The sequence below is a fragment of the Variovorax sp. JS1663 genome (genome assembly GCF_002157355.1).
In the GTDB taxonomy this organism is placed as follows: Bacteria; Pseudomonadota; Gammaproteobacteria; order Burkholderiales; family Burkholderiaceae_C; genus Variovorax.
Genome location: NZ_LYMK01000008.1, coordinates 168,021 through 190,691, shown reverse-complemented (window position 1 = coordinate 190,691; position 22,671 = coordinate 168,021). Strand labels below are relative to the sequence as shown.

Here is a 22,671-nt window from a genome sequence, read left to right as displayed (position 1 = left end):
CCCCCCCTGGGACGCCTCTGCCCCCCCTGGAGGCAAAGGGGCGGAGTGGGGTGCGCCAGAGTCTGCCCGCTGCGGCTGACCGGCACCCCGGGGCTCTGCCACTTCGCACCCCTAGCGGCGAGTAGCACACTTACCCTCCCGCTGTGTCACGATGCGTCACGCCCAGGCCACACCGAAAGGCGCAGACGCTCTACTAAGTCTTTGATTCATAACGAAAGCACACGATTCAGGCGCAGGGTCTCATACCCCCGAACGGCTCTCCTGGGGCCTCCCAGCACTCGGACGCACGCAGGGCTGGCCTACGAGGCCCAGGGCATCCCGCGGAGACCAGAGATCACGCGCACCCCTGCGCATACACACAACTGACCGCAGAGGCCGGCAGATGCTTGCACCGTTTGACTCGGCTGCGTGCACCTGCTCGCCTCTGTTTTCTTGGATAGCTAACCACTATCGTCTCGAATAGTTCATAGGAATCCCGAAGACCCGAAGTCGTATTTCAGCCCTTTCGCGGCTGATGGTCCTGAGCGTTCCTGCGCATTGCCCTAAGTTGCACAAGCTTGTGATCACCATACGGCGTGAGCGCCCAGTACTTGCCGCTATCCGTGACACTCCGCTTCCGCTGGCTTTCCACGATTAGCCCAAGCGCACGAAATTGGACAATGCAAGTATCCTTTTCTGACTCAGGGACGAGGCACTGGGGGTATGCCTTGTCTGTCTTCGGTATGTCCGCGTCTTCGTTAAACAACCTCAGAGCATCAGCCTTGATGTATTCATGGAGGGCCATGCGAAGACGTTGGTCAGAAGCTTCGTTTAGTAGGGCCGGGGCCACGTTCGCGAAAAGGTCGTCCCACGAATAGACCACCGGGTACGGCTCAAAGATGTGGGTGCGAGATTCAATCCTGGTCTCGACCGTATGTTCATCGTCCCCCTGTGCGAGATCGTCAGTCCCAGCAGCGGGCATGGTTCGGCTCGCATTCAACTGGGCTTCTAGCTCCGCGACGCGCTCCTTGAGCAGCAGCACGTCTTCGATACGTGCCCCGCTGGGGACCGAATCTGCACGCACCCAGCCAACAGCGGGATGCCGCTTGAACATGGAAGTGAGGCTCACAATGACGCTGGCTTTGAGATCGTGAGCATTCGTCCAGAACTGGCAAGTGTGATGCTTGCGGACCTTCTCCCGAAATTTTTCCAAGCGCTTCCATTGGGCCTCGTCAATGTCAGTCTTACCTCGGGCAATCTGATCGGGGCTGTTGTGCAGAAGCGCGATCACCGGCTTCTTCTGATCGACTGCGTAGTCGTACTCCATCTCAGTGAACCCTAAGCCATCCGGATGCAAGCTCCCGTACTTGCCGCCCACGATCAGCACGTAGTAGTCCGACTCGTCAATGACACTCTTGATGAGGTCCCAGGCTGATGCATCTGTCGCGGGGAACAGTTCCATACCGGCTGGAATGTGCTCAAGCTCAAGGACCGCTTTGAGAACCGATTGCCGCTCGTCGATCAGGTCTAGATACGTGGAGGAAATGAAGATCTGAAAGCGCTTGTTGTTGATCATTCGATTGCTCTGATGCGATTTGCTGTTCGGGCCGGGGTGCCGACTGTTCAAGGGGTCTGCGTCAGTCGCCGGTTTGTTCCCCAGGCTTCGCCCGCTTCAACGCCTTCTTGAGCCAAGCGATCCCGAGTAGGTCGAACTTGGTCCATTCGGCCGGGGTTAGTCGAATGGAGCGCGGGATGCTTACTTCCCCTTCGGGCAACCTGGGCCGTCCTCGGGCTCGCTTCTGATCTGTCATGGTGTCGATTATCCGTAACCTTAAAAACCATTGCAACCGGATATTAAAGCGGTTACGATAAATGAGACTCCAGCACGGTGGTCGTGCTGATCTCAACCAAGGAAACTCAATGCCTGCAAAAGCCTTTACTCCTTCTGACCGCGCCGCTATCGACGCCCTCCGAATGGACCTTGCTCGCAGGACCCATAGCGCCATCGTCGCCGAGTACGGGTCAACTGAAGACGGTCAATTCCATGATGCTGCCCTGTCCATCCAAAGCCTCCCGTCAGGCTCCTGGGGACGCCCCGGCCCCCTCGTAACCATCCTGGCAGGCCCGGGCATTGGAGGCGCAGGCTTCGCGGTCATGGGAGCCGATGGGTCCGCGCTAGCTGAGGGCGTGGATCTGACAGAGGCGCTGAGTGGTGCGAGGTCCGAGGGGGTCCGCCGGTACCGCAAGATGAGTCAGGGAGGCTCGCACGCCGCCTAACGCCGCACGAGCTAAGACCATGAGACCTGGCCTGAGTGCCGGAATTTTCGGCGGACCGATGATCCTTGATCCTGGAAGACCTTCGACGGTTGGGGGTGCAACCAGAACACACTACGTTGCGTTCCTATCCGATCCACGGAATTGGCCCTGAACCCCGCATGGCGGTCGTCGCGACCGGAGAATGCAAACTTGCGTGACGCGGAGAATAGCTATGACGCAGTTCAACAATGGCAAGGTGTACCACGGAAGTGATGCTGTACAGGGCGGGCGCCTCCAGGGCGCCACCGCCGAGACAGACTACTTCTACTTCTTCTGCCCAAACTGTCCTGACAAGGAGATGCTGCGCGTCCTCGACCATGGCGTTCGGCATGAGCAACCTGACAATCCATACGATACGAAAGTCGGGGGGCCGAAGTCAGCCACTGGATTTGTGCTGGCCCTCAAAGTGCATTGCCGGAAATGTGGCTTCACTGATTTCGTCAAGATCGGCAATCTAGGGTGGCAGGGCGGCAAGCATCAAGAAGCCCTTGATAGCACAGTGTGACGCGGCCAGCCACGATGCCCCTTGGCGCCACGAGCCAAGTAGTCGCATCGAATTTGGCAACGGCCCTTTTCAGGGCCCGAGCGTACCGGGTCTTCTCCCCGGGGAATCAGCCTGCGGCTGACGCAAGGGCAAGGCCGGCCTAGTTCGGGAACATTGGCGGGTCCGGAGCCGGCTTGTTGACAAATCTGAACTCGTATCTGTCGCGCTTCGCTGGGTCCACGTCCCCATCTGAGACCGCAGCCTCCCACGCGGTATCAATCCATTCCTTCAAGTTGGCCTCGTAGTCCAAGCCCCCAACGCTTGCCGGAATTACAGCGACAGTTTCGCCGGTCGACTTATCAATGATGTGGACATCAGTCATCAAGGGTCCCCTCGCAGTTGCGCCGGATGCGGTTTAACACATTCGCATGTGCTGTGCCCCCCCGGATGTCGCGTGGCTTCTCGTGATCACCGCGCTGAAGCGTGGAATCCCGAGCTGTTCCAGCGTCCCTATCCCTATAATCGAAGCTCCACCGTGACACGATCACGGTCACAGTCCAGCGAATCGCTAGGATTCATGCGGGTTCCAAGGGGTTCGATTCCCTTCGCCCGCTCCACATCCAGTTTCATTGCGCAGCACGGGCAACTTCTGGGCGAGGAAGTGGTGACCATCCCGGCAGCGCGCGCCTCGTGCAGCGATTGATGGACCTGGCGCTTCGTCGCGGCCGAGCAAGCGGACGGATGAGCCTCACCCGATGCTGATCAACCCCCGCCGGTTCGCCTCCAGGATCGCCCCCATGCGCGAGCTGGTGCCCAGCTTGTACATGATGGCCCGCACGTGTGTCTTCACAGTGCCCAGCGCAACGTCGAGGTCGCGCGCGATGGACTTGTTGCATCGGCCCTGCGAGAGCAAACCCAGCACCTCCATCTCGCGGCAGGTCAGGTCTTCCAGCGTCAGCGACTCGGCCAGCAGGGAGGCGATGTCGGTGGGAATGTGCCGCCGGCCGTCCGCGACCGCGAGCACCGCGCTGCGGATCTCGTCGATGTCGGCGCTCAGGTGAACGAGGCCGAGCGCGCCGCGCCGCAGTGCCTCGCGCACCGCGTGCGGCTGGGCCGTACCGAGCAGCAGCACCGGCATGGCCTTCGGCGCCCGGCGGCGCAGCGTGTCCAGGAAGTCGGCGATGCCTTCGCCGCCGAGTTGGGGATCGACGAGTGCAATGCAGCGGCCCGCCCTGGCGCAGGCCTGCAGGAACGCCTCGAAGGTACTGGCCGCGCCGGCCAGGCACACGCCGTCGGTCGCGTTCACGAGCGATTCCAGGCCGAAGGACAGGGCCGGCGAACTCACGCCGGTCACGACCGCGGTCAGGTGCAGCGAAGGATGGACGAGCCGGTCGAACAGCGCCTGGCTGATCGAGGCATCGGATGGTTGGATGAGCATGGATGGACTCCAGGACGATCAGCTCAGGCGTACCGCAGCATCGGCTCCATCGGGGCGCGCAAGACCGGCTGCAGCCGCGGCACGACCTCGTGATGGTCGTCGATCAGGCCGCGCGAGGCGGCGATCCGGGCCGCCTCGGTGCGGCTGCCGGCGCCGAGCTTGGTCATGATCGCGCTCATGTGGGACTTGACCGTCCCCAGCTCGATGGCGAGTTCGCGGGCGATCGACTTGTTCGACTGGCCGTCGGCCACGAGCCGAAGCACCTCGTTCTCGCGCGAGGTCAGCGCCGCCCGCGTGAGGCTGTCGGCCATCCGGCGGGCCGCCGCCGCGCTCATGTAGCGCACGCCGCTGGTGACGGCCGTCACCCCGTCGATCAGCTCGGCCAGCGGGCCGCCGAAGAGCAGGTAGCCGTACACGCCGGACTCGATGGCGCGCCGGATGTCGGCCTCGCGGTCGTTGCTGGTCAGCACGAGGATCCTGGTGCCGGCCTGCAGCCCGTCTGACCGGCGAGCCTTGGCGTCGGTGAGCCGCAGCGCATTCCTGTAGTCGGCGATGACCACGTCGATCGGCGGGCCGCCCGGGGCCAGGTCGTCGACGCCGTGGATGAAGATCTCGAAGCCGCCATGCTGGCGCAGCGCCGCCACCAGGCCGCTGCGCAGGATGGGGTCCGGATGCATGATCGACAGGTTCGGGCGGCGCTGGGGGCTGGGGTTCATTCGGATCTCCAGGGTTGAGGCATTTGTCGCGCCCAGTCTCGCGCAAGCGTGCCGGCCCGGCTTTCACGTGTGCGTCACGGGAGATGGAAGCCATGGCCTCTGAGTGCCAGGCCGTGCGCGCGCCGCGTCACTCTCCCGCGCCGAGCCGGGAGAGCCGGTCGACAGCGACCGCCAGGATCACCAGGATGCCGGTGATGAGGATCTGGTAGATGGAGGGCGTCCCCATCAGCGTGAGGCCGTTGCGCAGCAGGCCCACGATCAGTGCGCCGATCAGCGAGCCGACGATCAGGCCGCGTCCACCGAACAGGCTGGTGCCGCCGAGCACCACGGCCGTGATCGCGTCGAGGTTCTCGGTCTGCCCGGCGTTGGGGTCGCCGACGCCCGTGCGGGCCACCGACAGCAGCGCGGCGATGCCGTAGAAGACGCCGGCCAGCGCATACACGCCGAGCAACACGCGATCGGTCGAGATGCCGGCCAGGCGCGCGGCCTCCAGGTTGTTGCCGACCGCGTAGATGTGCCGCCCTCCGGCGGTGCGGCTCAGCCAGAAGCCCATGCCCAGGTACAGGAGCAGCATCAGCACCACGCCGTGGCCCATCGAGGTGTCGCCGATCGCGAAGGTGCCGCCCAGCCAGGCGAGGTCGGCCGGCACGCCGGTGACGGTCTGCGAGCCGGAGTACAGCTGCGTCACCGCGAAGGCGATGTTCATCGTGCCCAGCGTGACGATGAAGGGCGGCAGCCTGACGCGCGTGACCAGGAGCCCGTTGACCATGCCGAACAGCGCCGTCACGCCGATGCCGCAGAGCGCCGCCAGCGGTGCCGGCAGCCCGAGTTCGGCCGCCAGCTTCGCCATCACGATGCCGCCGAGCGCCATGACCATGCCGCACGACAGGTCGATGCCGGCGCTGAGGATGACCAAGGTCTGGCCGATCGCGAGGACGCCAACCACCATGACCTGCTGCAGCACCAGCGAGAGGTTCTCGGCCGTGAGGAAACGATCGCTCTGCGTCGCGAAGAAGACGCAGGCCAGCAGCAGCGCGAAGAAGGGGCCGAGCGTGGCGGCCGGCGGCAGGCGGCTCGTCACGGATGCCCTCACCCTGCGCGCTGCCCGCGCTGCAGCACGCGGGCCAGCCCCGCGGCCAGGTCGCGCCGGGACAGGGGCTTCTTCAGCACCTCGTCCGCCCCCGTGTCGCGCGCGCTGCCCACCGTGCCGATGAAGCCGCTCATCAGCACGATCGGGATCGCGGCATTCAGCACGCGCAGCTCGCGGATCAACGCGGAGCCGGTCATCTCGGGCATGCGTTCGTCCGTCACCACGGCGCCGAAGGCGCGCGGATCGGCGCGGAAGGCATCCAGCGCCTCCAGGCTCGAGGTGAAGCCCACCGGCCGGTAGCCGATGTCCTCCAGCGTCTCGATGGCGATCAGCATCAGCGGCTCCTCGTCGTCCACCACCATCACGCGCTCGCCCTCGCCGCGCGGCAGCTCGGGGATCTCGCGCTCACCGGTTTCGGGCGCGTCGCCGGCGCGCGGCAGGTACACGGTGAAGGTGCTGCCGCGGCCGGGCTCGCTCGCCACGTCGATCGCGCCGCCCAGGTCCGTCACGATGCTGTGCACCAGCGACAGCCCGAGCCCGGTGCCGACGCCGACTTCCTTCGTGGTGAAGAAGGGATCGAAGATTCGGTCGACGATCTCGGGCGGAATGCCGCTGCCGGAGTCGGCCACCTGCAGGATCACATGGTCGCCGGCCGCGACCATGCCCGTGGTCGCGGCGCGCGGCGCAGCCAGGTGCAGGGGCTCCAGCCGCACGCGCACGGTGCCGCCTGCGGGCATCATGGCCTGGAAGGCGTTGGTCGCGAGGTTCATGAGCAGCTGGTGCGCCTGCGTCGGATCGCCCAGCACCGCTGCGCGGCCGGCGCGCAGATGCGGCTCGATGCTCACCTGGTGCGGCAACTGCGCCGCGAACTGGTCCAGCGCCTCCCGCACCACCCGCTCCAGGTGCACCGGAACGCGTTCGTTGACGCTGCTGCGGCTGAAGGTGAGGATCTGCTCGACCAGCGCCCGGCCGCGCTCGGTGGCGGTCATGATCCTGTCCAGGTCGCGCCGCAGGCGGCTGCCCTTGGGCGCGTCGCGCAGCGCCATCTCGCCGTAGCCGAGGATGGCACCCAGGATGTTGTTGAAGTCGTGCGCGATCCCGCCCGCCAGGGTGCCCATGGCCTCGAGCCGCTGCGCCTGGCGCAACTGCCGCTCGAGCCGGCGCAGCTCGTCCTCCGCCTGGTGCCGCTCGGTCACGTCGATCATGAAGCCGACCATGCGCACCGGCTGCCCCTGTCCATCGAAGGAGACGCGGCCCTTGGTCTGCAGCCAGCGCGTCGTCCCGCCCGCCAGCAGCACCCGGTGCTCCACCGCGACCTCGCCGGACGGCCCGGCGTGCCGGATGGCTGCGTCGACCAGCGGCCAGTCGTCCGGGTGGAAGAGCTTTCGCCAGGTCTCGTAGGCCCCGTCGTAGGAGCCGGGCACCAGCCCGCACATCGCCTCCAGGTCCGGCGACCAGCGCACGTCCTCGCCGACCTCGCCGGTGCGCCATTCGAAGGCCGCCGCGTGCGCGGCCTGCTGGGCCATGTCGAGCATCTCCTGCCGGGCCCGCAGCTCTTCCTCGATGCGCTTGCGCTCGGTGATGTTGCGGCCGACACCCTGGTAGCCGATGAAGCCCCCCGTGTGGTCGAACATCGGCGTGCCGCTCATGCTGAGGTAGCGCGTCACGCCGTCGGTGCCGACGCGGCAGCACTCGAGATCGCGGAAGGGCTGCCGTGCCGCGAGCACCGCCTTGTGCTCGTCCCAGGAGCCGGACAGCGGCGTCATGCCGCTCAACTCCCAGCGCCTCTTGCCGTAGGAGGATTCCCCCGTGTGCCCCGTCAGGTCCAGGGCCTGGCTGGAGAGGAAGTTGAAGCGCAGGTTCTCGTCCTGGCGCCAGTACCAGTCGGACGACAGCTGGATCAGGCTGCGAAAGCGCGACTCGCTCTCCGCGAGGGCTTCCTGTGCCCGCTTCTGGTCGGTGACGTCCAGCACCACGCCGGACAGCCACGCCGGCTGTCCGCCCGCGTCGCGAAAGACCTGGCCGTAGGAGCGGAGCCAGCGCGTGCCGCCTTCCGGCAGCAGGATGCGGTAGTCGATCTCGTAGCGGCTCAGCCGCGCGGCGAACGCCGCGGCGACCACGTCTTCGATGCGCTTGCGGTCTTCCGGGTGGAGCGGCACGTGTGCCATGAAGTCGGCGCGGCCGGCGAAGCACGTGTCGGGCGCAACCCCGAACAACTCCTTCATCCGGGGCGACTGGTACATCTCGTCGTTGGCGATGTCCCAGTCGTACAGCCCCGCGTTCGAGGCCTCGACGGCGCGTGCGTAGCGCGCCTCGGATCGAACGATCGCCTCGTACCTGCGCTCGAGCGCCTCCGCCCGCCGCGCGACGGCCTCTTCCACCTCGGCACGGATGCGGCGGCCGGACAGTCGCGCGAGCCAGCGTCGGCGCGTGGGCATCGGCGCCTCAACCGCAGGTCATTTCTTCGCGCCCCAGCACAGCTGCGTGCCGGCCTTGACGTCCTTGCTGCCGACCCCGGCCACCGGCTGGCGGGCGATCAGGGTGACGCCGGTGTCGGTGTAGCCGCTCGGCTTCTTGCCCGTCCTGGCGAATTCGACGCCGGCGGCGACGCCCATCGCACCCATCTTCAGCGGGTACTGCTGCGAGGTGGCAGCGATCATGCCGGTGGAGACATTGCGCACGCCCTCACAGCCGCCGTCGATCGAGACGATCGTCACGCCCTTCTCCTTGCCGGCCTTCTTCAGCGCATTGAAGGCGCCTGCCGCCGCGGGCTCGTTGACGGTGTAGACGAGGTTGATGCCGGGGTTCTTCTGCAGGCAGTTCTCCATCGCAGTCTGCCCCTTGGCCTGGTCGCCGAAGCTGTCGACCGCGCAGGCGACCAGCGGGTCGGTGCCCTGCTCCGCGCTCTTTGCATCGGGCGCGCTCAATCCGAAGCCCTTGAGGAAGCCGTTGTGCCGCTGCGTACCCACCGACAGTCCCGGGACGAGGTCGAGCATCGCGATCACCGGCTTCCTGTCGCCCATGGCCGCCTTGGCGTACTCGCCGATCAGCACGCCGGCCTGGTAGTTGTCGGTGGCGAACAGCGCATCCACCGCATCCGGCGGGTCGGTCGCCGTGTCCAGGGCAATGACCAGCACGCCCTTGTCGCGCGCCTTGCGCAGTGCCGGCACGATGGCCTTGGTGTCGCTGGCGGTGATCAGGATCGTCTTCGCACCGGCGGCCACCATGTTCTCGACCGCGGTCACCTGGCTGGCGTTGTCGGTCACGCTCTTGCCGGCGGCCGTCAGCAGCTTGGCGCCCTTGGCCTTGGCCTCGGCCGAAGCCCCGTCCCGCATCGCCACGAAGAAGGGGTTGGTCTCCGTCTTGGTGATCAGGCCGATGACGGGTGCATCGGCCGCGGCCGACACGCCGGCGGCGGCCAGCAGCGTTGTCATGAAGAGGCATCGGTATGGCATCGCGGGCTCCTCTGGGTCGTTGTTGGATCCGATCCCGGCCACCGGCCGGCCGACGCTGGCCGCCCCGGTGTGGAGGGAGTGTATGGCGCACCGCACCGCGGAGTCCACGCCCCTCGGGGGACCCGCCCGCGCCCGTTACAACGGCCGGCTTGCATGACACAAATCACACGTCCGCTGCTTCAACTGAAACATTCCGGCGCGCCCAGGACAAATGTCCAACATCTTCGGAAGCGACAGTGCGGTCCAGGAACCTTAGCTGGAGCTGCTCGAGCCACGTCGGATCCGACGGCGGCGCCGGGCTGGATGGAGCCATGGAACGCGACACAACACCCATACTGCATGACGAGTTCTACCGGGGCTGCGAAGGCATCGCCCTCGCGGCTGCCGCGCCGTGCGACGCGCTGCCCGCCGGCGACGGCGCGGGGGCGGCACCGCGCGCAGCCCGCAAGCCCGCCGCCAGTTCCCGCCTGCGGCTGCAGACGTGGACGACCGAGGGCGTGCCCGCGGCCGAGCGGCCAGCGCGCTTCGCCGAGGTCTGCGCCCGGACCCTGCTGGCGCAGGCCGTGCAGGCCGGCGCCGGCCGGCCTTTCGAGGCCACGCTGGAGCAGGTGGACCTGGGCCCGATCTCGATCGTCAACCTGCGCGGCAGCCCCTGGCAGGCGCACCGCGGCCTCGCCCAGATCGCACGCGACCCGCAACGAAGCTTCCACCTGTTGCTGTGCAGGAACGTGCCCTGGCGCCTGGTCCACCGCGGCGAGATCCGCCTCGCGCCGGGCGATGCCGTGCTGATCGATTCCTTCCTGGCGCACGACATCGAGCTGGGCGCTTCCCATGACCTGGTCCACATCGGGATCGCCGAAAGCTGGATCCGCCAATGGATCGCCGACCCCGGCGCGCTGGCGGGGCGGCCGCTTCGCGCCGATGACCGCTGGAGCCGCGCCCTGACCTCCTACCTGAGCGCGCTGTCGCCCGGCTTCGTCGCGCGCGCGCCGCTGCCGCCGAAGGTCATCGTCGACCAGGTGGGCGTGATGCTCGCGCTGGCCGCCGAGGACCACGGCTTCGCCTGCGCGAGCCCCGGCGCGGCGCAGGCACCGCTCGAGGACAGGATCGTCGAATGCATCGTGCACCGCTGCAACGATCCGGCGCTGACGGCCTCGGCCGTCGCGCGTGCGCTCGACATCTCGATCCGCACGCTGCACCGCGCCCTCGCCTCGGCCGGCAAGACCTTCGGTGCCACGCTGGTGACGGCGCGCGCGCAGACCGCGCTGCGCATGCTGGAGTCGTCGCGCTTCTCCCGCCTCACGGTCGCCGAGATCGGCCGGCGCGCCGGCTTCTCCGACGCCTCCCACTTCACCCGCGCCTTCAGCCGCAGCTACGGGCGCACGCCCTCGATGGCGCGCTGCGCCACCGCGGCCTGACGGGCTTTGCGAGCTTTCAGGGAACGGCGCCCAGCGCCTCCTCGACCGCAAGGCGCAGTTCCTCGCGGGTGAAGGGCTTCGGCAGGATCTTCTGCACCCCCAGCCGCGCGGCGGCCTCGACGGAGGCCGCGAGCCCGCGCCTGAAGCGGGCGGAAATGGCGAGGATCGGCGCCGGCTGGTAGCGCGCGCGCAGCGCCTCCAGCGTCGGGTCGACCTGCCCGGGCCGCGACACGTTGACGACGACCAGGACCACGCGCGCCGGCGGCGCGCCGTCGGCTCCGACGGTGAAGCCCTCGGCGGTGAACCAGCGCTCCAGCAGTTCGTGGATCAGGTCATCGGTCTCGACGATCACCACATGACCCTTGTCCGAGACCTCTGCGTCGCCATAAGCCAAGACTTGCCTTCGATGGTAGGAAGGCATTCATTGCAAGCCGGCCGCGGCTCCTGAATGTGTCGCCGCCCGATGGCCGCATGTCAACGGACACAATGCCCGATCCGCCGCGTACACTTTGGACCACCGGAATGCCACACCGCCAGCGAAGACGGGCTCCGCGGTCCAATGATGGGCCGCGTACGGCAATCGGGGGAGATTTTTGGCATGGACACCTCCGCACCCGACGTCATGGGGCGCATCCTCGTCGTCGACGACGATCCGTCGATGCGCGAGATGATTCGTGACTTCCTGGGCGACTACGACTTCGACGTCAGCACCGCCACCAACGGGGCCGAGATCCCGGAGATCCTGGCGCGCGAGCACATCGACCTGCTGGTGCTCGACCTCCGGCTGCCGGGGGAAGACGGAATCCAGATCGCGCGCCGCCTGCGGGAGCAATCCGACCTTGCGATCATCGTCATCACGGGCCGCCGCGAAGAGGCCGACCGGGTCATGGCCCTCGAACTGGGGGCGGACGACTACCTGGTGAAGCCCTTCTCGCCGCGCGAGCTGCTGGCGCGCATCCGCGCGCTGCTGCGGCGCTCGCGCGCCCGCGTGGCCGAGCCGCCCCGGCGCGACACCGACATCCGGGCCTACCGCTTCGCCGGCTGGGAACTCAACATCGGCCTGCGCCGGCTGACTGCGCCGGACGGCAGCACGGTCGCGCTGTCGAACGGCGAGTTCAACCTCCTGGTGGCCTTCCTCGGCGCGCCCGAGCGCGTCCTGACCCGCGCCCGGCTGCTGGAGCTGTCGCGCCTGCATGACGACGAGGTGTACGACCGGTCCATCGACGTGCAGGTCGGCCGCCTGCGCCGCAAGCTCGATGCCAGCGGCTCCGGGCCGCCCCTGATCCGCACGGAACGCGGCGCGGGCTACAGCTTCACGGCGCGGGTCGACGTGACGCGCTGAGGCTCCACGAGCCCCCGGCAGAGCACCGCCTCTCCCCAAAGTCTGACCCGCACCCACCGCCGAAGCGGCTGTGCGCCGGCCGCACGAGACCCGAACATGGCGGCTCGGAAGCATTTGCGGGGCACGCCCCTTCTTTCATCTGCACCCGCCGCACGCGATCCCGCATCGCGGCGGGCGGTGCATCTTCACAGGAGTTCGCCATGAACAAATGGATGCTGATCTTCGGCGCCGCCGCCCTGCAGTTGGCGTCGCTCGCCGCCACGGCGCAGACCCCGCCGACGGCCGAGGACAAGGCCGCCGCGCGCACGCAACGCCGCGCGGCGGGCGCCGAGGCGGCGCGCGAGTTCCAGCCCGGCGAAGGCAACCCGATTCCCGATGCGCGGCCCAAGGTGTCCAGGGCCGAGCGCAAGGCGGCCCGCGTCGCGCGCAAGCCTGCGGGCGCCGAGGCCGCGCGCGAATTCAAGCCCGGCGAAGGCAATCCGGAGCCCGAGGCCCGCGCCAGGATCCCGCGCGCGGAACGCCAGGCCGCCAACGCGGCACGCCGCGCCGAGATCCGCCGCGCCAACAAGGCGGGCCAGATCCCGTCGTACGGCGAGAACTACGGCGGCAAGACCCGTTGATCGGCGCGCCGTGCCGGGGCCAGTGGACGCCATGGCGCAAGCCGCAGCCCCGGTGTCACCGGCACCCGAGGCAGCCCCCCGAGCAAGGGGATCTGCGTAGTGGTCCATGTCGTGCCCGTCCCAGACCTGCGACGAGCGCCAATGGCCTCGCCGGTCGTGCGCGACGACGCGATAACCCTTGGCGAGGAAGAACATCATCTGGGCGTCCCAGTCATCGGAGTTCAGGGGCCAGCCGTGCGAGAAAACGATGGGCGTCGCATCGGCGGGCCCCCAGGCCTTGTAGAAGATCTGGACGCCGTCCTTGGTGGTGACGTCGCTCATGGGTGCACGTCCTTGCGGGGTTGTTGCGCCGTCCGGCGCGGTGGAAGCAGCGGAAGCTGCGAAAGGGAAAGCGACCGCAGCCGCGGCTGATGCGCCGGCAGCCAGCAGCTGACGGCGAGTCATGTCGGCGAGGATGCGCTGGGTGCGCGCGGACACGCGCGCCTCGGAATCGGTGACGTTCATGGCTGTAGAGGCAGTGGGGGAAAGGAATGTGCACTGCAGGTACCGGAGGATTTCGCGTCGTCTTCCATAAGACAGACGAGCGCACAGGCCGGCGTGCGGAGCCTCTCAGGCTGTCCGCCACGCCCCAACTGTCCGGCCTGGACGCAAAGAAGACATCCCGGCTGCGGCAGGTGCCATCGATCCGACTCAAGTCGCACGAGCACCTTCAACCCGCACGGACCCGGGCACGCCACCGGCGCGAAGTCATACGACCTTGGTGCCACCGCCGAGGCACCACTCGGCCGGATGGCGCGCCGCCGCCGACTGCCTAAGCTTCCTCGACAGCCAAGGAGTTCCCAGATGAACACGCCACAGTCCAGCACCACCATCGACGCGCATCGCCGCCGGCTCCTGGGCGGCGCCGCCGCCCTCCTGGCCGCCGCCCCCTGGGCCATCCCCCGCAAGGCATCGGCGCGGACGGGCAAGGCCACGCCGGGTGCGGTGGCACCGGCCAAGCCGGGGACGCACACCTCTTTCGGCCCGCTCAAGCAGATCGATGCCGGCGTCCTGAACGTCGGCTATGCCGAGGCCGGCCCCGCCGGCGGCACGCCCGTCCTGCTCCTGCACGGCTGGCCCTACGACATCCACGCCTTCGTCGACGTCGCGCCGCTGCTCGCGGCCCGCGGCTACCGCGTGATCGTGCCCTACCTGCGCGGCTACGGCAGCACGCGCTTCCTGTCCGCCGATACCCCCCGCAACGGCCAGCAGGCCGTCCTGGCCATCGATGCCATCGCCCTGATGGACGCCCTGCGCATCGACAAGGCCATCGTCGGCGCATTCGACTGGGGCGCGCGCACCGCCGACATCATGGCGGCGCTGTGGCCCGAGCGTGCCAGGGCGCTGGTCTCGGTCAGCGGCTATCTGATCGGCAGCCAGGAGGCCAACCGGATGCCGCTGCCCCCGGAGGCCGAGCTGCAGTGGTGGTACCAGTACTACTTCGCGACCGAGCGCGGCCGCGCCGGCTACGAGAAGTACCGGCGGGAATTCAACAAGCTGATCTGGAAGCTCGCCTCGCCGAAATGGCAATTCGACGACGCGACCTACGAACGCAGCGCCGCCGCCTTCGACAACCCCGACCACGTGGCCATCTCGATCCACAACTACCGCTGGCGCCTGGGCCTGGCCCAGGGCGAGTCGAAGTACGACGAGCTGGAAAGCCGGCTCGCCAAGGCGCCCTCCATCGGCGTGCCCACGATCACCATGGAAGGCGATGCCAACGGTGCGCCGCATCCGGCCCCAGACGCCTATGCCCGGAAGTTCACCGGCGCATACCAACACCGCCTGGTCAAGGGCGGCATCGGCCACAACCTGCCGCAGGAGGCACCGCAGGCCTTCGCCCAGGCGATCGTCGACGTCGACTGGTTCTGACCGGCGCGGGGCGGAAGCTGGTGCGCCCATCGGGCTGGCCGAAGGCGCGTATCGAGGCTGCTCGACACCATCTACCAGCCAGGGAGGAAAGCGCAGTTGCTGCACGCGGAACAATGGTCCGCCGCGCAGCGGGTTCGCCGCAATAATGCCGCCATCGCCCCGCAGCGTGCGTTCTCCATTCACGGGAGTCATCATGGATCGGATCGATGCGATGAACACCTTCGTCCGAGTGGTCGAGGCGGGCAGCTTCACCCGAGCCGCCAACCAGCTGGACCTGCCGAAGGCCACCGTGACGCGGCTCATCCAGGGACTGGAGCAGGACCTGCAGGTCCGCCTGCTCCATCGCAGCACACGCTCGCTCACGGTGACGCCCGAGGGCGCCTCGTACTACGAGCGGATCGTGCAGCTGCTGGACGACCTCGCCGAGATCGAGTCCGCCACCCGGCAGTCGAGGGGGAAGCCGTCCGGGAAGGTCCGGATCGAGACGACGGCCGCGATCGGAACGATGGTCATCGTGCCGGCGCTGGCCGGGTTCTACCGCGACTATCCCGACGTGGGGATCGAGCTGAGCATCGGCAACAAGACCGTCGACATCGTGGCCGAAGGCGTGGACTGCGCGATCCGCGCCGGCGAGGTGAGCGAGCAACTGGTGGTGGCCAGAAGGATCGGCGACTTCCAGTTCGCCACCTGCGCGACACCCGGCTTTCTCGCGGCCCACGGCACGCCCCGGACGCCGGCCGAGCTGAGCGCGCAAGCCACCATCGGCCTGATGGCGGGGAACGGCCGCCCCCTGCCCTTCCGCTTTTTCGATGGCACGTCGGAATCGGAAGTGGCGCTGAACCACAGGCTGGCCGTGAACGACACCAACGCCTACCTGGCCGCGGCCCTCGCCGGCCTGGGCATCATCCAGGCACCCACCTATACGGTCCACGGCGCCATCCAGGCCGGCCATCTGGTCCTGCTGCTCCAGGACTGGCAGACGCCCGTCCATCCGGTCAGCGTCGTGTATGCCCCCAACCGCTATCTCAGCGCCAAGGTCCGCGTCTTCATCGACTGGACGGTGGCGCTGTTCGAACGCCACGAGTCCCTGCGCCGCGCCTGAGGCTTCACGGCGACGCAGCCAGCCGGTCGGCGCGAAGGATCGTTTGCCGCAGGCGCTCGATGCCGCTGTCGCGGATGCCGTGCGTTTCGAGCGTCGCGAGCAGGGATTCGAAGTAGTCGCGCGAGGTGCCCAGGGTCCCCTGACCCGTGCGGATCAGGTGTGCGACGTCATCGATCCGATCGTGCGCGAGGTACCTGCCGGTGCTCCGGTTCGCGACGAAGGTCAGTGCGCGGATGGCCTGGCCGCCCGCGTGCGTCCGCACCCATCGGGGCATGTACGAATCGGAGATCATCTCGCGCCGCCAGAGCAGCCGCAGCTCTGCCTGGACCTTGGCGGCCTCGATGCGGAACAGAAGCCCCCGGCACGTGCCGCCCCGATCCAGCGCCACCATCGCGCCGGGTTCCAGGGCCGATCCGCGGCCGACAAGAAGGCGGAAGCAGAAGCGCCGGTGCCACCCGTGCACCTGCGCCAGGCGGGTCTGCACCACCTCCATGGCAGGGTTCCACATCAGCGAGCCGTAGCCGAAGACGTGCACGTCCTCGGCCGGGTCGTGCTCGCCGAGCGCGGCGGCGAAGGATGCGTCCAGCTCCTCGTCGGTCCGTACCAGCATCCCGGCCGGTGGATCGGCGCGAAACGAGTTCAGCAGGACGCCCTCGACGAGGCGCTGGCGTGTCAGTTCGTATTCCATCCGCCCCCCAGCGCGACGAAGAGGCCGACCTGGTCGGACGCCAGGCGGCTGTCTGCCGCCGCCAGGGTCTGCTCGATCTGGTTCAGCGTCCGCAGGGCGTCCAGCACCGGCAGGTAGCCGACGCGGCCTGCTTCGTAGAGGCGCTGCGTGTCGCGGGCGGCGCTCTGCGCCCGGTCGCGCGCGGACTGCAGGATGGTGCGCCGCTCGTGGTCGCGGGCATAGACCTCCAGCGCGCTCTCGGTTTCCTTCAGGGCGCCGAGCACCACGCCGTCGAAGCGGGCCAGGGCGGCGTCGCGCTCCGCGCCGGCGGAACGGATGCGCGCTTGGACACGGGTCCGGTCCGGAAACTCCCAGCTGATGAGCGGCCCCACCGAGAACTTCAGGCTGTCCTCGCGGAAGGCATGCTGCGTGCCGCCCACCGAGCCGACGGAAGCGCCCAGGATGATCTTCGGATAGAGGTCGCCCTTCGCCACGCCGATCCTGTCGGACGCGGCGAGCATTTCGAATTCCGCGCGCCGGATGTCCGGCCGGCGCTGCAGAAGCGCGGCGCCGTCGCCGACGGGAATGGGGCTCTTGAGATGGGGCTCCTGCACGCAGGCCTCCAGCTCGCGGGGGAGCTCCTGCGGCGTCTGCCCCGTCAGCGCCGCGAGCCGATACATCGCGACGCGCCGCTGCGCCGTCAGCGTGGGAATGGAGGCCCGCACCTGCTCTTCCTGCGCGACGGAGCGGTCGACGTCCACCGGGATGGCTCTTCCGTAGGCCACGAGCCGTCGCGTGAACTCCGTGCTCTTCGACTGCAAGGCCACCTGGTTGCTGGCCACCTCGATTTCGCGCCCTGCCGAGCACAGCTCCAGGTAGGCGCGGGTGGTTTCGGCGACCACCGTCACGCGCACGGCATCGCGTGCGGCGGTGACGGCGCCGAGGTCCGACTCCGCCGCATCGACGGCGCGCTGGATCTGGCCGAACAGATCGACCTGGTAGGAGACGCTGAACCCCGCGCCGTAGACGAACTTGCTCGGCAGGGGCTTGCCGGGATGCAGTTCCTCCTGCGCCGAGCGGCGGCCGAAGCTCGTGCTCGCGCTCACGCCGGTGGATGGCGTCTTCGCCGCATTCGCGACGTCCAGCGCTGCCTCCGATTTCTCGATGTTGGCGGCAGCCACGCGCAGGTCGGTGTTGGCCGCCAGGGCCCGTTCGACCAGGCCGTTCAGCGTGGCGCTGTCGTACAGGCGCCACCAGTCGTTCGGCACGGGTTCCTGGACGACGTGGGCATCGCCGGCGCCGATGAACCCGCCCTGCGCGCTCGGCCTGTTCACGGGCGCATCCGCGGGCAGCGGCGTGCGCGAGGCCGTCATGCCCGCGCATCCGGCAAGCCAGAGTGCGAATGCGACGAGAACGAGAGACGCCCAGCGCTTCATGACCCCGCTCCTTGCCGCTGACCGACCTGGACGCTTTCCGGCCCGATCACGTCCACGCTCGCGGTGCGGCCCATGATCAGGCGCCGGTCCTCGGGCAGATCGTCCAGCCGCACGCGCACGGGAATGCGCTGCGCCAGCCGCACCCAGTTGAAAGTGGGGTTCACGTTGGCCAGCAAGTTGGAGCTCGGATTCCGGTCGCGGTCCTCGATGCCGGCCGCCACGCTGTCGACGTGGCCGTACAGCGGCTGGCGCTCGCCGATCAGGTGCACGCGGACGACGTCGCCGACATGCACGCGCGCGACCTTGGTCTCCTCGAAGTAGCCCAGCACGTGGATCGACTGCCTGTCGACCACGGCCAGCAGGGGCCGGCCCGCGGTCGCGTAGCTTCCGGGGCGAAGGTCCACCAGGTTGGTCACCCAGCCGTCGGCGGGCGCCCGCACCTGCGTGCGCGCGAGGTTGACCTTGGCGCTGTCGACGGCCGCCTGGGCCTGGGCCAGGCTCGCATTCAGCTGCTCGATCTTCTCGCCGCTCTGCTCGCGCGACTCGCCGGGCACGAGCTCGCCCAGCGACCGGTTGCGGCGGTCTTCCCGCTGCGCCTGGGCGATCTGCGACTTCAGGCCGCGGACCGAGGCCTCGGCCTGGGCCAGCGCGATGCGCGGACGGACCGCGTCGATCGAGAACAGCAGGTCGCCCTGGCGGACCTCCTGGTTGTCGCGCACGGCGACCGATTCCACCAGGCCCGAGACATCGGGCGCCACCTGGACCACGTCCGCCCGCACGCGCCCGTCGCGCGTCCAGGGCGCCTCACGGTAGTGGTGCCAGAGATGGACGCTCGCCAAGGCCCCCAGGACGACGGCGGCGGCGGTGATGCCGACCTGGACGATGCGGCGTACGGGAACTTGCATGGTGACTCACCCCAACAGAAGAACCAGGTGATCCTGGAAATGGACCGCTGCGGTCGCCAGCGCGAACCAGAGCAGCGCGAACAGTGAAAGGTCGAGCAGCGGCGGATGCCAGACCCACCGGTACACGCCCGTTGCAGCGAAGAGCCGGCGCAGGCCCATGAGCAGAAGCCCCGCGACCATGGCCGTGATCAGGCCGGTGTCGACGAAGACGCCGAAGAAATTGATGTCGGTCATCATGAATGGGCTCCCTTCGCGTCCTGGACCGCGGCGGGCGAAAAGAGGACGAGCCGCAGCCCGGTCGCCGCCACCAGGCCCTGCACGCGGCTGGGGCCGGTCTCGGCTGCGAGCAGGTGGGCGATGGCTTCGTCGAGGGATGCGCGCAGCGCCGCGCCGGGAAGGGCGTCAGGGCGCTTGAGACGCGCCCGGAAATGCTCGCCCAGGCGCTCGAGCACGGTGCCGATGGCCAGGCGCGCGTCCGGGTTCCCGATCTCGCCCGCTTGCCGCAGATCGAGGATGTTCGCGCCCAGCCGCAGGTCGTCGAGCGCGCGTGCCGCACGCGTGCGCGCGATCCCGCTCGACCGCGCGATCCGCGGAACCAGGATGCCGACGCGATCCAGCATGCGGCTGGCCCAGACCTGGCGCGAGCCGGCGCGCCGGTCGGTGGCCAGCGCGGCGAGATCGGACCAGGCCGCGCGCAGCAGGCGGCGGACGCTGGTCTCGACGCCGATCACCCGGACCAGCGAGGTCACCACCTGCGCGATGATGGTTCCGACGAGGGCGCCGATCGCGACCCCCGTGAAGCCGACGAAGTCGCCGGCCTGCACCGGCTGCAGGGACAGCAGCGTCTGGGAGATCAGCGCGAAGCCCAGGGCCGGGAGCCAGAAGTTCGGCGTGGCGAGGTAGAGCGCGGTGAAGAAGTAGAGCGGCGCCAGCACCACGGCGAGCTCGATCGCGCTGTGGCTCGCCGGCAGCAGCGCGAAGACGTAGAGCGCGGCCACGGGGATCGCAGCCACGGTCGCGACGAGCATGATCCGGAGCATGGGACGGGGGTCGTCGAAGGAGGCGAACAGGGAAGACCCGGCCGCCGCGATGCCCACCGCCGTCACGCCCTTGTCCCAGCCCAGCACCCAGCACACCGCGCCGGCGGCAGTCACCGCGACCGCCGCCGCGAAGGCGGAGAACGCAGCGAGCCCGGGATCCACGTGCAGCACGCGCTGCGCAGGCGCGGCGATGGCCGCGTCGATCCGCTCGTCGGGCACCGTGGGCTCGCCCTGCAGGCGCCGAACCAGGCCCTGGCAGTCGCTCCATGCCTCCAGCAGCTGGGCCAGGCGCTCCATCGCGCCGATCACCAGCAGGTGGTCGGCGGACAGCGCCGCACCGTCGGTCGCGACCAGCGAACGCCCCGCCCCGCCCAGCCGCAGCGCGTCGGCCCGCCCGTGCACCTCGCCGAGGTGAAGGCGAACCCGTTCCATGTGGGCTTCGAGCTGCGGCACGCGCTGCAGCCTTTCCGGTCCCAATGCGGCGAGGCGATCCTCCACGCCTGCCAGCAGCGGCAGCAGCCCGACCAGGCGCTCTTCGAGCGCCATCACCACGCCCATGTCCTGCCGGGTGATGGCCGGCTCGAACTGCAGGTTGTTCGCCAGGGTTCGCAGCTCGGTCAGATCGGCGGCGACGCGCTCGCGGGCCCGGCGCTGCGCCTCGCCCGCAGGCGCCGGGGCAAGTCCCTCCAGCATCCAGCGCACGGCATCCTTCATCACCGCATCCACTTTCGCGACGAGCAGGGGCTTGACGCTGCGCGGCGCGAACAAGGTGTGGACGACGACGGAGAAGACGGCACCCAGGCCGATCTCCTCGGCGCGCAGGAGCACGGCGGCATCGAAGATCGCGCCGGGGTTGGTGGCGAGCGGCAGGCCGACCAGGGGCACCGTGTAGCCCGCCAGCATGAAGGCGTAGTTGCGCGGCGTGCGATCGAGCAGCGACACGTAGAGGCACAGCGCCACCCACGCGGCAATGCCGAGGATGAGCAGCTCCGGCGCGCCGGAGAGCAGCGGGATCAGCACCAGCGACGCCGTCACGCCGAGCAGCGTTCCGGCGACGCGGTAGGTCGACCGGGCGATCAGGGCACCGGAGGCACCGGTGAGGGGTTGGCTCGTGAGGAAAACCGTCAGCCCCGCCCATCCCGGATTGGGCAGGTCGAACCAGAGCGCCACCAGAACGGCGGCCAGCGCCGCGGCCGTGACCTTGGCTGCGAAGGCGATGCCCCGGGGATTGAAAGCGCTCATGGCCGTGCCGAAAAGAGGGATGGGTGGATGGAACGATTGCCTGGAACTCTAGGCATTCACCCCACGCGCAAACAGCCGGCCAGGCGCAATGCGTTGTTTACGCATCCGAAACAATGGCAGCCGCTTCGGGCCTCGCCATGAAATAGTTGGCCGCCACGCCCGGGCGAGCCTCTGCGCCACTGCGCCCCAGGCACGCCCGCGCGATTGTTTCGGCTACGGCAACGCCCTGGTTCGAATTGACCAGGGTTTTTACCTAGTTTTGGGCGCACACTTCATCCCACAGAGCAGCCATCCACTGTTCTGAGTGAACAGGGCACCGAGCGAGGTGGCCGTCCCTTCGGGGGACGACGACCCCACCCAAGACCGGTTCGAACCATTCAAGCCAATGTCCAAGGAAACTGAAATGAAGACCTCGAAGATCATCGCTGCCGCCGCTCTCTCCCTGCTCGCCGCCGTCGGCGCACAGGCCGAAACCTACGACGGTGTGCATCCCCTCGTCTACGGCAAGAGCCGCGCCGAAGTGCGTGCCGACGCCGTGGTCGCCGCGCACAGCGACAACCCCTATGCCGAAGCCGTCTCTTCGCGCGTCGCAGCCCCGCTGCTGGCCTCCGGTCCCCGCGCCATCGTGCGCAACGAAGCGGTCGCCGCCGCGCATGGCCCCAACCCCTATGCCGAAGGCTACGGCCAGGGCGTGACCTCGGTGCAGGCCGGCATCGTCGACCGCACCACGGTGCGCGCGCAGGCCCGTGCGACCGCCCGCGGCGACCAGCTCCCGCTGTAAACGCACGGCGCTCGAAGGCGCAAGCCGGGACATGCGACTGCATGCTCCCGGCTTTTTCCTGCCTTCACAGAAACCGCGAGATGTTGGCCATCGTCCGCGCAACGTAGACCTCCTTCTCCCCCACCGGCGCGACGTGGCCAATCGCGCTGCGTGCGGCCTCCACGCCCGCCAGGCGCGCGATGAACCAGGCCGCGAGGTACGGCGACGACAGGCAGCCGCCGGCGGTCGCGACGTTTCCCCGGGCCACGAAGGGCTGATCGAGCACGGCCACGCCGGCCTCCTGCACCCACGGCCTGGTGGTCGAGTCCGTGCAGGCCGGAACGTCCCACAGCAGCCCCAGCTTGGCCAGCATCAGCGTGCCCGAGCATTGGGCGCCGAGAAGCTGGCGCGCCGGATCGAGCTTGAGCTGCGACATCAGCGCGGCATCGGCGACGACCTCCCGCGTCCGGATCCCGCTGCCGACCAGCACCGCATCGGCGTCACATGCCGCCTTCAGCGACACCTGCGACTCCAGCACCACGCCGTTCATCGAACGCACCCTGGCCCACGGACTGGCGATCGACACCCGCAAGCCGGGCTTCTTGACGCGACTGAGGATGTTGAACGCGATCAACGTGTCGATTTCGTTGAAGCCTTCGAAGGCCAGGATGGCGATGTGCATGGACGTCCTCGAGGAATGGAGAAGTTGTGTCGCGCCATCGTAGGGCCCACAATCAATACATTCAAATA

Annotated in this window: 20 protein-coding genes and 1 pseudogene; 7 read left to right on the top strand and 14 right to left on the bottom strand. The window is 68.5% G+C overall.

The annotated features are described in order from the left end of the window. Nucleotides 1–496 precede the first annotated feature (496 nt). Nucleotides 497–1,555, bottom strand: a complete 1,059-nt coding sequence (locus tag A8M77_RS09850) for a DUF4062 domain-containing protein (RefSeq protein WP_086921370.1) — start codon at nt 1,553–1,555, stop codon at nt 497–499. Between the two features lie 912 nt (nt 1,556–2,467). On the opposite strand from A8M77_RS09850, the gene A8M77_RS09840 reads away from it, so the two are divergent. After that, nucleotides 2,468–2,800 carry a hypothetical protein gene (locus tag A8M77_RS09840; RefSeq protein WP_086921368.1) on the top strand — a complete coding sequence of 111 codons (333 nt, stop codon included), beginning with the start codon at nt 2,468–2,470 and terminating at the stop codon, nt 2,798–2,800. 727 nt (nt 2,801–3,527) lie between these two features. Here the strand turns inward: A8M77_RS09840 and A8M77_RS09830 are convergent. The 5 genes from A8M77_RS09830 to A8M77_RS09810 form a co-directional block, all read right to left on the bottom strand. Beyond that, nucleotides 3,528–4,217: a response regulator transcription factor gene (locus A8M77_RS09830; RefSeq protein ID WP_086921366.1), complete on the bottom strand. Its 690-nt coding sequence runs from the start codon at nt 4,215–4,217 to the stop codon at nt 3,528–3,530. A gap of 23 nt (nt 4,218–4,240) precedes the next feature. Further along, a complete protein-coding gene (locus tag A8M77_RS09825; protein WP_086921365.1) occupies nt 4,241–4,933 on the bottom strand; it encodes a response regulator transcription factor in 693 nt (230 codons plus the stop codon). 127 nt (nt 4,934–5,060) lie between these two features. Continuing rightward, nucleotides 5,061–6,014 carry an ABC transporter permease gene (locus A8M77_RS09820; RefSeq protein ID WP_086921364.1) on the bottom strand — a complete coding sequence of 318 codons (954 nt, stop codon included), beginning with the start codon at nt 6,012–6,014 and terminating at the stop codon, nt 5,061–5,063. An 8-nt stretch (nt 6,015–6,022) separates the two neighbouring features. Continuing rightward, nucleotides 6,023–8,461 (bottom strand): PAS domain-containing protein, encoded by a 2,439-nt coding sequence (locus tag A8M77_RS09815; protein WP_086921363.1) that lies wholly within the window; start codon nt 8,459–8,461, stop codon nt 6,023–6,025. A gap of 18 nt (nt 8,462–8,479) precedes the next feature. Then, entirely contained in the window at nt 8,480–9,478 is a 999-nt protein-coding gene (locus A8M77_RS09810) for a sugar ABC transporter substrate-binding protein (RefSeq protein ID WP_086921362.1), read from the bottom strand. 311 nt (nt 9,479–9,789) lie between these two features. Here A8M77_RS09810 and A8M77_RS09805 point away from each other — a divergent pair, with 311 nt between their 5' ends. Next, nucleotides 9,790–10,896 carry a helix-turn-helix transcriptional regulator gene (locus A8M77_RS09805; protein WP_143694572.1) on the top strand — a complete coding sequence of 369 codons (1,107 nt, stop codon included), beginning with the start codon at nt 9,790–9,792 and terminating at the stop codon, nt 10,894–10,896. Between the two features lie 16 nt (nt 10,897–10,912). On the opposite strand, the gene A8M77_RS09800 is transcribed toward A8M77_RS09805, so the two are convergent. Further along, nucleotides 10,913–11,290, bottom strand: a complete 378-nt coding sequence (locus tag A8M77_RS09800) for a response regulator (protein WP_086921361.1) — start codon at nt 11,288–11,290, stop codon at nt 10,913–10,915. A gap of 204 nt (nt 11,291–11,494) precedes the next feature. On the opposite strand from A8M77_RS09800, the gene A8M77_RS09795 reads away from it, so the two are divergent. Together A8M77_RS09795 and A8M77_RS36045 are read left to right on the top strand one after the other, a co-directional pair. Next, nucleotides 11,495–12,238 (top strand): response regulator, encoded by a 744-nt coding sequence (locus A8M77_RS09795; RefSeq protein WP_086921360.1) that lies wholly within the window; start codon nt 11,495–11,497, stop codon nt 12,236–12,238. 200 nt (nt 12,239–12,438) lie between these two features. Next, nucleotides 12,439–12,858, top strand: a complete 420-nt coding sequence (locus tag A8M77_RS36045; RefSeq protein WP_158100902.1) for a hypothetical protein — start codon at nt 12,439–12,441, stop codon at nt 12,856–12,858. A gap of 81 nt (nt 12,859–12,939) precedes the next feature. Here A8M77_RS36045 and A8M77_RS36785 read toward each other — a convergent pair. After that, nucleotides 12,940–13,179, bottom strand: a pseudogene (locus A8M77_RS36785) (alpha/beta fold hydrolase); the annotation flags it as partial. 522 nt (nt 13,180–13,701) lie between these two features. Between A8M77_RS36785 and A8M77_RS09785 the strand changes: the two are divergent. Beyond that, the gene (locus tag A8M77_RS09785) at nt 13,702–14,769 is read left to right on the top strand and encodes an alpha/beta fold hydrolase (RefSeq protein ID WP_086921359.1); all 1,068 of its coding nucleotides are present in this window, start codon (nt 13,702–13,704) and stop codon (nt 14,767–14,769) included. 193 nt (nt 14,770–14,962) lie between these two features. Then, nucleotides 14,963–15,871 carry a LysR family transcriptional regulator gene (locus A8M77_RS09780; protein WP_086921358.1) on the top strand — a complete coding sequence of 303 codons (909 nt, stop codon included), beginning with the start codon at nt 14,963–14,965 and terminating at the stop codon, nt 15,869–15,871. Nucleotides 15,872–15,875: 4 nt separating this feature from the next. Here A8M77_RS09780 and A8M77_RS09775 read toward each other — a convergent pair whose 3' ends face one another. Genes A8M77_RS09775 through A8M77_RS09755 form a run of 5 tightly spaced genes read right to left on the bottom strand, consistent with a single transcriptional unit; the run spans nt 15,876 to nt 21,161 of the window. Next, entirely contained in the window at nt 15,876–16,559 is a 684-nt protein-coding gene (locus A8M77_RS09775) for a gamma-glutamylcyclotransferase (RefSeq protein ID WP_086921357.1), read from the bottom strand. Then, nucleotides 16,544–17,911, bottom strand: coding sequence for an efflux transporter outer membrane subunit (locus A8M77_RS09770; RefSeq protein ID WP_238136766.1), 1,368 nt, complete (start codon nt 17,909–17,911; stop codon nt 16,544–16,546). Before A8M77_RS09770 ends, A8M77_RS09775 begins: the two co-directional genes overlap by 16 nt. A 59-nt stretch (nt 17,912–17,970) precedes the next feature. Continuing rightward, nucleotides 17,971–18,879: an efflux RND transporter periplasmic adaptor subunit gene (locus A8M77_RS09765; RefSeq protein ID WP_086921355.1), complete on the bottom strand. Its 909-nt coding sequence runs from the start codon at nt 18,877–18,879 to the stop codon at nt 17,971–17,973. A gap of 6 nt (nt 18,880–18,885) precedes the next feature. Then, nucleotides 18,886–19,116: a DUF1656 domain-containing protein gene (locus A8M77_RS09760; protein ID WP_086921354.1), complete on the bottom strand. Its 231-nt coding sequence runs from the start codon at nt 19,114–19,116 to the stop codon at nt 18,886–18,888. Beyond that, nucleotides 19,113–21,161, bottom strand: coding sequence for an FUSC family protein (locus A8M77_RS09755; RefSeq protein ID WP_086921353.1), 2,049 nt, complete (start codon nt 21,159–21,161; stop codon nt 19,113–19,115). Before A8M77_RS09755 ends, A8M77_RS09760 begins: the two co-directional genes overlap by 4 nt. 403 nt (nt 21,162–21,564) lie before the next feature. On the opposite strand from A8M77_RS09755, the gene A8M77_RS09750 reads away from it, so the two are divergent. Beyond that, the gene (locus tag A8M77_RS09750; protein WP_086921352.1) at nt 21,565–21,942 is read left to right on the top strand and encodes a helicase SNF2; all 378 of its coding nucleotides are present in this window, start codon (nt 21,565–21,567) and stop codon (nt 21,940–21,942) included. A gap of 64 nt (nt 21,943–22,006) precedes the next feature. Here A8M77_RS09750 and A8M77_RS09745 read toward each other — a convergent pair whose 3' ends face one another. Beyond that, a complete protein-coding gene (locus A8M77_RS09745; protein ID WP_086921351.1) occupies nt 22,007–22,603 on the bottom strand; it encodes a DJ-1/PfpI family protein in 597 nt (198 codons plus the stop codon). Between the last annotated feature and the right edge of the window lie 68 nt (nt 22,604–22,671).

Bases quoted from the DNA above. Each gene is read 5' to 3' on its own strand.
- A8M77_RS09850 (WP_086921370.1), bottom strand. From the start codon at position 1,555: ATGATCAACAACAAGCGCTTTCAGATCTTCATTTCCTCCACGTATCTA.
- A8M77_RS09840 (WP_086921368.1), top strand. From the start codon at position 2,468: ATGACGCAGTTCAACAATGGCAAGGTGTACCACGGAAGTGATGCTGTA.
- A8M77_RS09830 (WP_086921366.1), bottom strand. From the start codon at position 4,217: ATGCTCATCCAACCATCCGATGCCTCGATCAGCCAGGCGCTGTTCGAC.
- A8M77_RS09825 (WP_086921365.1), bottom strand. From the start codon at position 4,933: ATGAACCCCAGCCCCCAGCGCCGCCCGAACCTGTCGATCATGCATCCG.
- A8M77_RS09815 (WP_086921363.1), bottom strand. From the start codon at position 8,461: ATGCCCACGCGCCGACGCTGGCTCGCGCGACTGTCCGGCCGCCGCATC.
- A8M77_RS09810 (WP_086921362.1), bottom strand. From the start codon at position 9,478: ATGCCATACCGATGCCTCTTCATGACAACGCTGCTGGCCGCCGCCGGC.
- A8M77_RS09805 (WP_143694572.1), top strand. From the start codon at position 9,790: ATGGAACGCGACACAACACCCATACTGCATGACGAGTTCTACCGGGGC.
- A8M77_RS09795 (WP_086921360.1), top strand. From the start codon at position 11,495: ATGGACACCTCCGCACCCGACGTCATGGGGCGCATCCTCGTCGTCGAC.
- A8M77_RS36045 (WP_158100902.1), top strand. From the start codon at position 12,439: ATGAACAAATGGATGCTGATCTTCGGCGCCGCCGCCCTGCAGTTGGCG.
- A8M77_RS09785 (WP_086921359.1), top strand. From the start codon at position 13,702: ATGAACACGCCACAGTCCAGCACCACCATCGACGCGCATCGCCGCCGG.
- A8M77_RS09780 (WP_086921358.1), top strand. From the start codon at position 14,963: ATGGATCGGATCGATGCGATGAACACCTTCGTCCGAGTGGTCGAGGCG.
- A8M77_RS09775 (WP_086921357.1), bottom strand. From the start codon at position 16,559: ATGGAATACGAACTGACACGCCAGCGCCTCGTCGAGGGCGTCCTGCTG.
- A8M77_RS09770 (WP_238136766.1), bottom strand. From the start codon at position 17,911: ATGACGGCCTCGCGCACGCCGCTGCCCGCGGATGCGCCCGTGAACAGG.
- A8M77_RS09765 (WP_086921355.1), bottom strand. From the start codon at position 18,879: ATGCAAGTTCCCGTACGCCGCATCGTCCAGGTCGGCATCACCGCCGCC.
- A8M77_RS09760 (WP_086921354.1), bottom strand. From the start codon at position 19,116: ATGATGACCGACATCAATTTCTTCGGCGTCTTCGTCGACACCGGCCTG.
- A8M77_RS09755 (WP_086921353.1), bottom strand. From the start codon at position 21,161: ATGAGCGCTTTCAATCCCCGGGGCATCGCCTTCGCAGCCAAGGTCACG.
- A8M77_RS09750 (WP_086921352.1), top strand. From the start codon at position 21,565: ATGAAGACCTCGAAGATCATCGCTGCCGCCGCTCTCTCCCTGCTCGCC.
- A8M77_RS09745 (WP_086921351.1), bottom strand. From the start codon at position 22,603: ATGCACATCGCCATCCTGGCCTTCGAAGGCTTCAACGAAATCGACACG.